Below are 11,837 nucleotides of genomic sequence, written 5' to 3' on the forward strand. Positions count from 1 at the left end.
GAGTGTTTATCGTGATCAATGAACAACAAGTCCGTGAAATTTTAGGACAACTACAAGACCCGTTTTTACATAGAACGCTTGAAGAAACAAACGGTATTGTCAATGTATCAATAAAAGAAGAAAAAAATCATGTGAGTGTAAAAGTTGCGATTGCTAAAACGAATACCCCAGAACAATTACAATTGCAAATGAAAATTGTTGAAAAATTAAAAGAAGCCGGTGCTTCAACTGTAGGAATTCGATTCGAAGAGTTGCCAACGGAAGTTCTTGAACGTTTCCGTGGAAAAGCAAATGAAGCCGAGTCCCGAGATATTTTATCACCATTATCTACAGTAAAAGTGATTGCCATTGCATCAGGAAAAGGTGGTGTAGGTAAGTCCACAGTATCAGTAAATTTAGCTGTTTCTTTAGCTCGTTTAGGGAAAAAAGTGGGCTTAATTGATGCGGACATTTATGGGTTCAGTGTCCCAGATATGATGGGAATTGAGGAAATGCCGATTGTAAAAAATGATCGAATTTATCCTGTGGAACGTAAAGGGGTAAAAGTCATATCCATGGGATTTTTCGTGGAGAACAATGCACCGATTATTTGGCGTGGTCCAATGCTTGGTAAAGTATTAGATCAATTCTTCCGTGATGTAGAATGGGGAGATATTGACTATCTACTATTAGATTTACCACCAGGTACTGGAGACGTAGCATTGGATGTTCACCAAGCGTTGCCTACATCCAAAGAAATTATCGTCACAACACCACATCCAACAGCAGCATTTGTTGCAGCGCGTGCTGGTGCAATGGCCGTTCAAACTAACCATGAAGTTCTTGGTGTTATTGAAAATATGGCTTGGTATGAGTCGAAAACTGGTGAGCGAGAATATGTTTTTGGTAAAGGCGGAGGACAAAAGCTTGCTGAAGAATTGCGCACAGACTTATTAGGACAAATTCCGCTTGGACAACCTGACTGGGATAACGAGGATTTCGCTCCATCAATCTATGAAGAAAACCATCCAACAGGAAAAATCTATTTAGATATAGCTCAAAAAGTTATTAATAAATTGGAATAGGATAGATCGAGTAGGAGGGAGCGATTAACTCCCGTCCTCTCACACCACCGTACGTACGGTTCCGTATACGGCGGTTCAATTAAGATGATTGACGCAAGTCTTTATAACTTCCGTGAATAGCTGTTCTCTTTATGCCAGTGGTCACTCCACCCTCCAAGAGGTCTCCCACGGGATTCACCGCTTCCTTCCTCAAGTGAGGTACTACGTTTTCTGTGTTCATCATGACTCACTGAATGCCAAGGGCTATTCTCTCTTAATTGTTCGGTCCTTCTTAGTAGTTCTAAACCAACTAATACTATGACCTCTGCTGACTTCTGACGGTTCAGCTACTTATCACTAAGTAGGTTATGAAGCGTACTTCACATATCCGCCAGACCTCCCCGGGTAAGTACATGCACTTTCACACCATCTATCCGCCTCATCTACTCGATATGACCTTCGACAGAAAGAGCTTTGTTTTGTTTGGCAAACTCACTCAATCATACCTAGCCTTATATGAGGTTCGTGTTCCTCGGACCGGTGTTTTGCCTCCAGCTTCCTTCAGATTCCGCGTCACCACGGACACCCTTGCTCTTGGCTAACCTCTACTTCTGTCTTCGGGGTTCGGGACTTACACCCTATAGTTCATGTACATGCCGGGCGCACCAAAAGAGCGAATTGAGAAAACGATATGTTTTCCAATTCGCTCTAAAATTTTGAGTAGCGAGTATATAATCGCAATTTGCTTTTCTTATTAAATAATTAACTGCTGCCACCTTGGTCTTGACCTTGCTCATCTTGTCCCCCACTACTACTTTCTTTACCTTTTTCTTTTGAACCGCCAGATTCACCGTTCTTTTTAATTAACTCTTGCCATTTTGTTTGCAGCAACGGATTTTCAATTGTCTCCATTACAACTTTTTCAATTTCTTTCCTTAATTCTGCACTTTTTAAAATGGATTCTAATTCTTTTTTCATTTCAGGTTGTCCAAAAAATGCAATTAAGTCTTCTTGAAAAGAGGCGTCTTTTATTAATTGCTTCATAATTTCAGTTTGCTGTTCTTTCATGCTTTTAGCCATTGATTCCTTAAATTTTGGATCCTCAAAGGTTTTTTTCCAAAATTCTTGGGCCTGCTCTGACAATAATGAATTGTTGATTGATGTTTCCACTTCATCGTGTTCTAAAATAACTAACTCCCTAAAACTAGGGTCTTCCAATAATTGTCTAATTGCTTTTTTTCCATCTTCTGTTTGAATAGCATCGACGACAATTTTCTTTACTTCTTCATAAGACGGTTGGGCGTTCGGTGAATCGGAACAACTCGCGAGCAATATCAATATGAAGAATAGGATCAATAATCGATTAAACAGGGGATTTTTCAACTTTCTCAGTCCTTTCTATATAAAGGCTCTCTTTTTATTTATTCTTCACAATTCTTTTCATAATATGTACATGTTTATAACTTCGATAGCTTTTTTAAAAAACCATTGATAAAATAATGAAGAGATTGAAAAAAATAAAGGGAGCATTGTGTCGTGACAATACGAAATTGGATAAAATTTTTCTCGATGTGTATGTTAATTGGCGGTGTTGTCACAGGAGTGGCAGGCATCATCATTCGATGGAATTTTTTTAGTTCATATTTAGCCGCAGGAGAAATAGTAGAGTTTTTTGCCGCTTTTGTATGGATGATTTTTTTAGGTTTTACAATGAGCGTAATTGCCCAAGCAGGCTTCTTTGCATATTTAACAATTCATCAAATTGGAGTCGGTGTTTTTAAAACATTAACTTTATGGAATTGGGTACAAGTTCTTTTGATGATCGTGGTTGTCGGAGATTTAATTATTTTCCGTTTTGCTCCGGTTGCCGAGAGCGCTAAAGATTGGCTCTTCTATGGAGGACTATTAATTTTTCTAATCTCTAGTGCTATTGCAACTGCTATAAAAAAAGTTCAATTAACTGGAAAAAAACATATTTTAATTTCATCTTTGTTCTTTATGATTGTTATTACTTGTTTAGAGTGGATTATTCCGTTGATGGGGCGTAAGGGCAATATTGATACATATGTAGCCCTATTATTATTCCCTCTAATTGCAGTAAACGCTTATCAATTATTAGCTTTGCCAAAATACAATCAAAAATCCAATGAAGATCGAAAAAAATTAGATGAGCGCAAAAAAACAAGAAAGCAGAAGAATGTTGGTAAATAATAATATTTAGAAAATAATCAAGGAGGCTGGGACAAAACCCCCTCTAAAATGGAAACAGCCCATGAAATTTTGGAATGAAATTTCATGGGCTGTTTTTCATTTTTTCAATAAAAAATAAGGACCTCTTCTGTTAAAATTAAGTTAGCACACAAAACCTAACAGAAAGAAGGGTCCTTATGTTCAAATATTATAACATGAATCAATTAGTTTTGCCTCTAGATTTAGAAATAAAATTACAAGAAAATGATATTGCCTTCCACATTCACCATTTAGTTGAAAGTATTCCAGATGAAGCCTTCCAGCCGTTTCTTCGAAATACAGGTTGTCCTGCTTATCATCCACGCATGATGCTAAAAATTATTTTGTGTGCCTATTCGCAGTCTGTCTTTTCAGGTCGAAAAATTGAAGCGCTATTAAAGGACAGTATACGAATGATGTGGTTGGCACAAGGATATGAACCAAGTTATCGGACGATCAATCGTTTTCGTGTGCATCCGGAAGTAAAAGAATTAATTCGTCAATGTTTTGTCCAATTCCGTTGCCAACTGGTGGAAGAAAAGTTAATCGATCAAGAAGCCATTTTTATCGATGGTACGAAGATTGAAGCGAATGCCAATAAATTTACTTTCGTATGGAAGAAATCCATTGAAAAATACAACCAAAACTTAATTGAAAAGTCCAATCAGTTATACAACGAACTATTAGAAAAAGAAATCATCCCTGAAATGGAGCGGGAAAATGAGGGAGAACTGTCCGTTGAAGAACTCGCTCAAATGGTGCAACAAGTCGATGAAGTCATTAAGGAATATGACCAAAAGATAGAAACATCGCCCGATGCCACAGAACGAAAAGCATTAAGAAGCGAACGGAAATATCCGAAGCGAGTGTACAAACAGTTGATTGACTTGATTTTACGTAAACAAAAGTATCAAAAAGACTTCGAAATCTTGGGTGAACGGAATAGTTATTCCAAAACAGACTTAGATGCGACGTTCATGCGAATGAAAGACGACTATATGAAAAACGGTCAATTGAAGGCTGGATACAACGTACAAATCGCAACAGAAGGTCAATACGCACTAGCTTATAGCATCTTTCCAAATCCTACTGATACACGTACATTAATTCCGTTCTTGAATAAGATAGAAAAGGATTATTTTCCGTTGCCAAAGTATATTGTCGCAGATGCTGGTTATGGTAGTGAACAAAACTATGAAGACATCCTTTCGAATCGAAAATGTGAGGCACTCATTCCATATACCATGTATGAGAAAGAACAAAAGAAGAAATATAAACAAAATCCATTTCATCCAGACAATTGGATGTACGACGAAGAAAGTGATACCTACATTTGTCCAAATCAGCAGCGAGTAACCTTCCGATATCGTTCTGTACGTACCGATAAGACCGGTTTCAAACGAGAATTGAAAATCTATGAATGTGAAAACTGTTCAGGATGTCCATTTCGTTCATCATGTACAAAAGCAAAGGAAGGCAATCACCGAAAGGTCATGGTGAATGAAAAATGGGAACAACAAAAAGAATATGTAAGAGCGAAGCTTTCAGAAGAAAAAGCTGGTTCTATTTTCCGTCAACGTAAAATAGACGTAGAACCAGTTTTTGGATTCTTGAAGGCTAATTTGCGTTTCACTCGATTTTCCGTTCGAGGAAAATCGAAAGTGGAAAATGAAATGGGCATTGCCTTAATGGCCGTGAATTTACGAAAATACACGGCCAACAAAGATCAACTAACCAAAAATAATGGGGATAAATGGAAAAAGGAGAATTTGAGCCAACTCAAATTCTCCTTTTTCCTATCTAGAAGCTAGTTTTGTCCCAGCCCCTTCAATTTTTATTTAATATTTTTTCTGTTGGATGTAATGTTATTAATTATTTTCATGGCATTTTTGTCGATTTAATGGAGTAACCGAAAATGTTTTCTTCTAATGAAATGAATTTATGTTGCTGAATAAATTTCGAAATATTTTTGAAATTAGGGTTTGATTGTTCATCTAGTTGTAAACTAATGATAGCACCTTTTACATCATGATAGTGGTTACCTTCTTCATAAATGTGAGATGGTGATAATAAATTGATTTCTTCGTGAAAGGCAGCTTGTTTCAACTCTCCAGGAAATTCATAATCCTTCGTCATAAACCATAGAGGCTTCTGATTAAAATATTTTTTATAAATCTCCACTTCTTTATTAAAAGTTTTTATGCTATATTCTTCTTTACCATAACCTCCGAGTAAGCCAGTGGAAATGTTTTTTTTCTGAATTAACTCTACTAGCTTTGGAGAACGTTCAATCCATTTTGCATCCAGCATTAATATAGGATAAGGAGCATGAAGTGATTCCAACCATTCAGGCAATCCTTCGTGAGTAAAAGAAATTTCCACTATTAATGATTGTCCATAATTACCCTTAGATATAACTAGCGGTTCATGGGTCATTCGAAAAACTGAAACAATCGAAGTTTTCTGAGGATAAATTAAAAAGGAAATCACCATTACTATAAATAGTGCCAATATCATTTTACGAAACATCAGTTTGTCCCCTTTTTATAGGATTTTGTTTAGTAAAAATGGTTCCTAAAAAAACTTATGAAAAAGTGTTGACTTTCATGAATGAAAGATGTTAATATATAAAAGTCGTCGAAAGACAGCGAAATATGTCAAATGAACCTTGAAAACTGAACAACAAAACGTTAATGCAATAAATTATCTAGTTGTTAACCCTCGTTGACAAACTAGATTCGGACATTAAATTTTGAGCAAATCAAATTTTCTTTTATGGAGAGTTTGATCCTGGCTCAGGACGAACGCTGGCGGCGTGCCTAATACATGCAAGTCGAGCGAACCAATTGAAAGCCTAGCTTTCATGAGGTTAGCGGCGGACGGGTGAGTAACACGTGGGTAACCTGCCCTATAGACTGGGATAACTCGCGGAAACGCGTGCTAATACCGGATAACACATCAGAGTGCATACTTTGATGTTGAAAGATGGTTCTGCTATCACTATAGGATGGGCCCGCGGCGCATTAGCTTGTTGGTGGGGTAACGGCCTACCAAGGCGACGATGCGTAGCCGACCTGAGAGGGTGATCGGCCACACTGGGACTGAGACACGGCCCAGACTCCTACGGGAGGCAGCAGTAGGGAATCTTCCACAATGGGCGAAAGCCTGATGGAGCAACGCCGCGTGAGCGAAGAAGGTCTTCGGATCGTAAAGCTCTGTTGTAAGGGAAGAACAAGTGCAGTAGTAACTGGCTGCACCTTGACGGTACCTTACTAGAAAGCCACGGCTAACTACGTGCCAGCAGCCGCGGTAATACGTAGGTGGCAAGCGTTGTCCGGAATTATTGGGCGTAAAGCGCGCGCAGGCGGTCTTTTAAGTCTGATGTGAAAGCCCCCGGCTTAACCGGGGAGGGTCATTGGAAACTGGGAGACTTGAGTGCAGGAGAGGGAAGCGGAATTCCATGTGTAGCGGTGAAATGCGTAGAGATATGGAGGAACACCAGTGGCGAAGGCGGCTTCCTGGCCTGTAACTGACGCTGAGGCGCGAAAGCGTGGGGAGCAAACAGGATTAGATACCCTGGTAGTCCACGCCGTAAACGATGAGTGCTAAGTGTTAGGGGGTTTCCACCCCTTAGTGCTGCAGCTAACGCATTAAGCACTCCGCCTGGGGAGTACGGTCGCAAGACTGAAACTCAAAGGAATTGACGGGGGCCCGCACAAGCGGTGGAGCATGTGGTTTAATTCGAAGCAACGCGAAGAACCTTACCAGGTCTTGACATCCCGCTGACCGCTATGGAGACATAGCCTTCCCTTCGGGGACAGCGGTGACAGGTGGTGCATGGTTGTCGTCAGCTCGTGTCGTGAGATGTTGGGTTAAGTCCCGCAACGAGCGCAACCCTTGTCCTTAGTTGCCATCATTCAGTTGGGCACTCTAAGGAGACTGCCGTACAAATACGGAGGAAGGTGGGGATGACGTCAAATCATCATGCCCCTTATGACCTGGGCTACACACGTGCTACAATGGACGGTACAAACGGTCGCGAAGTCGCGAGACGGAGCCAATCCGAAAAAAACGTTCTCAGTTCGGATTGCAGGCTGCAACTCGCCTGCATGAAGCCGGAATCGCTAGTAATCGCGGATCAGCATGCCGCGGTGAATACGTTCCCGGGCCTTGTACACACCGCCCGTCACACCACGAGAGTCTGTAACACCCGAAGTCGGTGAGGTAACCCTTTCGGGAGCCAGCCGCCGAAGGTGGGACAGATGATTGGGGTGAAGTCGTAACAAGGTAGCCGTATCGGAAGGTGCGGCTGGATCACCTCCTTTCTAAGGATATTTACGGAAGCATTAGCGTTTTGTGTTCAGTTTTGAAGGTTTATGACCTTCAAAGTTATAGTGTTGTTCTTTGAAAACTGGATAAACGACATTGAAAGCAAGCAATTTACTGTAAAGCGCAAACAACTAGGCTAACACGACGTAAATGCGACGTGGATTAAAGCCGTAAGGGTTGCGAGACGCAAGCAAGACAAGGAAATAAGCGAGTGAGAACCGGAGTGTACTATATGCGTACATGAGGATTCGAACGAGCGAAATTGACGAAGTATTGCGCAGCGTATCGAAAACCGTAAAGGTTAAGTTGTTAAGGGCGCACGGTGGATGCCTTGGCACTAGGAGCCGATGAAGGACGGGACTAACACCGATATGCTTCGGGGAGCTGTAAGTAAGCTTTGATCCGGAGATTTCCGAATGGGGGAACCCACTGTTCGTAATGGAACAGTATCTTAACGTGAATCCATAGCGTTAAGAAGGCACACCCAGGGAACTGAAACATCTAAGTACCTGGAGGAGAAGAAAGAAAAATCGATTCCCTGAGTAGCGGCGAGCGAAACGGGAACAGCCCAAACCAAGAGGCTTGCCTCTTGGGGTTGTAGGACACTCTATACGGAGTTACAAAAGGATGGGTTAGATGAACCGTTCTGGAAAGGACGGCCAGAGAAGGTAAAAGCCCTGTAGTCGAAAATCCATCCTCTCCTGAGTGGATCCTGAGTACGGCGGAACACGTGAAATTCCGTCGGAATCCGGGAGGACCATCTCCCAAGGCTAAATACTCCCTAGTGACCGATAGTGAACCAGTACCGTGAGGGAAAGGTGAAAAGCACCCCGGGAGGGGAGTGAAAGAGAACCTGAAACCGTGTGCCTACAAGTAGTCAGAGCCCGTTAACGGGTGATGGCGTGCCTTTTGTAGAATGAACCGGCGAGTTACGATTACGTGCAAGGTTAAGCAGAAAATGCGGAGCCGCAGCGAAAGCGAGTCTGAATAGGGCGTTTTGAGTACGTGGTCGTAGACCCGAAACCAGGTGATCTACCCATGTCCAGGGTGAAGGTGAGGTAACACTCACTGGAGGCCCGAACCCACGCACGTTGAAAAGTGCGGGGATGAGGTGTGGGTAGCGGAGAAATTCCAATCGAACTTGGAGATAGCTGGTTCTCTCCGAAATAGCTTTAGGGCTAGCCTCGTGTGAAGAATACTGGAGGTAGAGCACTGTTTGGACTAGGGGCCCACCTCGGGTTACCGAATTCAGACAAACTCCGAATGCCAGCTATTTATACACGGGAGTCAGACTACGAGTGATAAGATCCGTGGTCAAAAGGGAAACAGCCCAGACCACCAGCTAAGGTCCCAAAGTAATCGTTAAGTGGAAAAGGATGTGGCGTTGCTTAGACAACCAGGATGTTGGCTTAGAAGCAGCCATCATTTAAAGAGTGCGTAATAGCTCACTGGTCGAGTGACGCTGCGCCGAAAATGTAACGGGGCTAAACGATTCACCGAAGCTGTGGATTCGTGCGTTGCACGAGTGGTAGGAGAGCGTTCTAAGTGCGTCGAAGTCAGACCGGAAGGACTGGTGGAGCGCTTAGAAGTGAGAATGCCGGTATGAGTAGCGAAAGATGGGTGAGAATCCCATCCACCGAATGACTAAGGTTTCCTGAGGAAGGCTCGTCCGCTCAGGGTTAGTCGGGACCTAAGTCGAGGCCGAAAGGCGTAGACGATGGACAACAGGTTGATATTCCTGTACCACCTCCCCGCCGTTTGAGTGATGGGGGGACGCAGGAGGATAGGGAATGCACGCCGTTGGTCGAGCGTGTCCAAGCAGCAAGGCGTGGAAGTAGGCAAATCCGCTTCCTAATACGCCGAGCTGTGATGGGGAGCGCGTTACGCGCGAAGTTCCTGATTTCACACTGCCAAGAAAAGCCTCTAGCGAGGCGGGAGGTGCCCGTACCGCAAACCGACACAGGTAGTCGAGGAGAGAATCCTAAGGTGAGCGAGAGAACTCTCGTTAAGGAACTCGGCAAAATGACCCCGTAACTTCGGGAGAAGGGGTGCTCATTGGGGTGCAAGCCCTGATGAGCCGCAGTGAATAGGCCCAGGCGACTGTTTAGCAAAAACACAGGTCTCTGCAAAACCGTAAGGTGAAGTATAGGGGCTGACGCCTGCCCGGTGCTGGAAGGTTAAGAGGAGGAGTTAGCGCAAGCGAAGCTCCGAATTGAAGCCCCAGTAAACGGCGGCCGTAACTATAACGGTCCTAAGGTAGCGAAATTCCTTGTCGGGTAAGTTCCGACCCGCACGAAAGGCGTAACGATCTGGGCACTGTCTCAACGAGAGACTCGGTGAAATTATAGTACCTGTGAAGATGCAGGTTACCCGCGACAGGACGGAAAGACCCCGTGGAGCTTTACTGTAACCTGATATTGAATTTCGGTGCAACTTGTACAGGATAGGTAGGAGCCGTAGAAGGGGGAGCGCCAGCTTCCCTGGAGGCGCCCTTGGGATACTACCCTGGTTGTACTGAAATTCTAACCCGCAAGCCTGATCGGCTTGGGAGACAGTGTCAGGTGGACAGTTTGACTGGGGCGGTCGCCTCCTAAAAGGTAACGGAGGCGCCCAAAGGTTCCCTCAGAATGGTTGGAAATCATTCGCAGAGTGTAAAGGCATAAGGGAGCTTGACTGCGAGACCTACAAGTCGAGCAGGGTCGAAAGACGGGCTTAGTGATCCGGTGGTTCCGCATGGAAGGGCCATCGCTCAACGGATAAAAGCTACCCCGGGGATAACAGGCTTATCTCCCCCAAGAGTCCACATCGACGGGGAGGTTTGGCACCTCGATGTCGGCTCATCGCATCCTGGGGCTGTAGTCGGTCCCAAGGGTTGGGCTGTTCGCCCATTAAAGCGGTACGCGAGCTGGGTTCAGAACGTCGTGAGACAGTTCGGTCCCTATCCGTCGTGGGCGTAGGAAATTTGAGAGGAGCTGTCCTTAGTACGAGAGGACCGGGATGGACACACCGCTGGTGTACCAGTTGTCTTGCCAAAGGCACCGCTGGGTAGCTATGTGTGGACGGGATAAGTGCTGAAAGCATCTAAGCATGAAGCCCCCCTCAAGATGAGATTTCCCATTGCATAAGCAAGTAAGATCCCTCAAAGACGATGAGGTAGATAGGTCCGAGGTGGAAGCACGGTGACGTGTGGAGCTGACGGATACTAATCGATCGAGGACTTAACCAATCATTTCAATGTCGTTATCCAGTTTTGAGAGAACAACCTCTCTGTAATTACATACATAATCAAATGAGTCTAGTGACGATGGCAAAGAGGTCACACCCGTTCCCATACCGAACACGGAAGTTAAGCTCTTTAGCGCCGATGGTAGTAAGGGGCTTCCCCTTGTGAGAGTAGGACGTTGCTAGGCTCAAAAAGCTATTACTGACGTAAGGTCGGTAGTGGCTTTTTTTATGCCCCTTACTACCAAGGACTGAAAGTCCGATCGGCGCGATAGAGGAGTGGCATTTAAAACGAAAGAAAAACAATTATTTGGAGGAAACGAGAAGCACGGAGACCAAGAAGTTCAAGGAAGCGAGGAAGCCCGGAGCGGAGCGTACAGAGTACGTGAGCACCGGACTGCCGAAGCTGACACAGAAATTCGCCGGTCAACGTGCTTCGGAGTTAGCGCCGATGGTAGAAAGGGGCCCTCCTTGTGAGAGTAGGACGTTGCTATTCCATAATACCACTGCAAAGTGGTGCATATTTCACAAGTAAAAATCTAACGGTTTAAAAGATGGGAGCAAAACAACATTTAGTGGCAAAAAATTATAATAATCCACTTGTAAAAATAAAAAAAATGGATATAATATATTTTGTACGCAATAACATTATAAATATATCATTGTTCCGAAGTAGCTCAGTGGTAGAGCAATCGGCTGTTAACCGATTGGTCGTAGGTTCGAATCCTACCTTCGGAGCCATTTTTTTTGCATTTTTTTCAATAACAATGCTTCTATCAATTTTCGGTTCTTTGTCAAATAGTGTTGGTGAAAAAATTTTGTGACTTTCCTGGTATATGCAACCGCACAGCTTAGAGGAACTTCGAATCCTCTAAGCTTTTTTCATTGTGATTAAATTTTGGGTAATCAGAATCCGATTTTTACAGGTTCTTTGTCAAATGGTGTTGGTGAATAAATTTTAGTGACATTATTTGGTAATATGTAATCGGATGGCTTAGGGGAAATTCGAGGTTC

The 11,837-nt window shown here is 43.5% G+C and carries 6 protein-coding genes, 1 tRNA gene and 3 rRNA genes; 7 read left to right on the forward strand and 3 right to left on the reverse strand.

The genetic code is table 11. From position 1 onward, the window contains the following. The first annotated feature begins 11 nt into the window (after positions 1-11). The gene (locus UtA1_RS04010) at positions 12-1,064 is read left to right on the forward strand and encodes an Mrp/NBP35 family ATP-binding protein (RefSeq protein WP_096550118.1); all 1,053 of its coding nucleotides are present in this window, start codon (positions 12-14) and stop codon (positions 1,062-1,064) included. 79 nt (positions 1,065-1,143) lie between these two features. Here UtA1_RS04010 and UtA1_RS16985 read toward each other — a convergent pair whose 3' ends face one another. Together UtA1_RS16985 and gerD are read right to left on the reverse strand one after the other, a co-directional pair. Beyond that, positions 1,144-1,287 (reverse strand): hypothetical protein, encoded by a 144-nt coding sequence (locus UtA1_RS16985; RefSeq protein WP_172597779.1) that lies wholly within the window; start codon positions 1,285-1,287, stop codon positions 1,144-1,146. A 518-nt stretch (positions 1,288-1,805) separates the two neighbouring features. Further along, on the reverse strand, positions 1,806-2,426 hold the full coding sequence (gene gerD / locus UtA1_RS04020; RefSeq protein ID WP_096550120.1) for a spore germination lipoprotein GerD: 621 nt from the start codon (positions 2,424-2,426) through the stop codon (positions 1,806-1,808). A gap of 153 nt (positions 2,427-2,579) precedes the next feature. Here gerD and UtA1_RS04025 point away from each other — a divergent pair, with 153 nt between their 5' ends. Continuing rightward, positions 2,580-3,254: a KinB-signaling pathway activation protein gene (locus UtA1_RS04025; protein WP_096550121.1), complete on the forward strand. Its 675-nt coding sequence runs from the start codon at positions 2,580-2,582 to the stop codon at positions 3,252-3,254. Positions 3,255-3,430: 176 nt separating this feature from the next. Further along, the gene (locus UtA1_RS04030) at positions 3,431-5,083 is read left to right on the forward strand and encodes an IS1182 family transposase (RefSeq protein WP_096552131.1); all 1,653 of its coding nucleotides are present in this window, start codon (positions 3,431-3,433) and stop codon (positions 5,081-5,083) included. A gap of 67 nt (positions 5,084-5,150) precedes the next feature. Here the strand turns inward: UtA1_RS04030 and UtA1_RS04035 are convergent, their stop codons facing one another. Beyond that, positions 5,151-5,801 carry a hypothetical protein gene (locus UtA1_RS04035; protein ID WP_096550122.1) on the reverse strand — a complete coding sequence of 217 codons (651 nt, stop codon included), beginning with the start codon at positions 5,799-5,801 and terminating at the stop codon, positions 5,151-5,153. Positions 5,802-6,044: 243 nt separating this feature from the next. On the opposite strand from UtA1_RS04035, the gene UtA1_RS04040 reads away from it, so the two are divergent. From UtA1_RS04040 to UtA1_RS04055, 4 genes are all read left to right on the forward strand, one after another. Further along, positions 6,045-7,597, forward strand: a 16S ribosomal RNA gene (locus UtA1_RS04040). A 303-nt stretch (positions 7,598-7,900) separates the two neighbouring features. Then, positions 7,901-10,827: ribosomal RNA gene (locus tag UtA1_RS04045) — 23S ribosomal RNA — on the forward strand. Between the two features lie 68 nt (positions 10,828-10,895). Further along, a 5S ribosomal RNA gene (rrf, locus tag UtA1_RS04050) occupies positions 10,896-11,011 on the forward strand. Together the 16S, 23S and 5S rRNA genes with 1 tRNA gene alongside form the textbook arrangement of a ribosomal RNA operon. 478 nt (positions 11,012-11,489) lie before the next feature. Further along, positions 11,490-11,564: transfer RNA gene (locus tag UtA1_RS04055), tRNA-Asn, on the forward strand. Positions 11,565-11,837 lie beyond the last annotated feature (273 nt).

This window comes from Ureibacillus thermosphaericus (assembly GCF_002370195.2).
Classification (GTDB): Bacteria; Bacillota; Bacilli; order Bacillales_A; family Planococcaceae; genus Ureibacillus; species Ureibacillus thermosphaericus.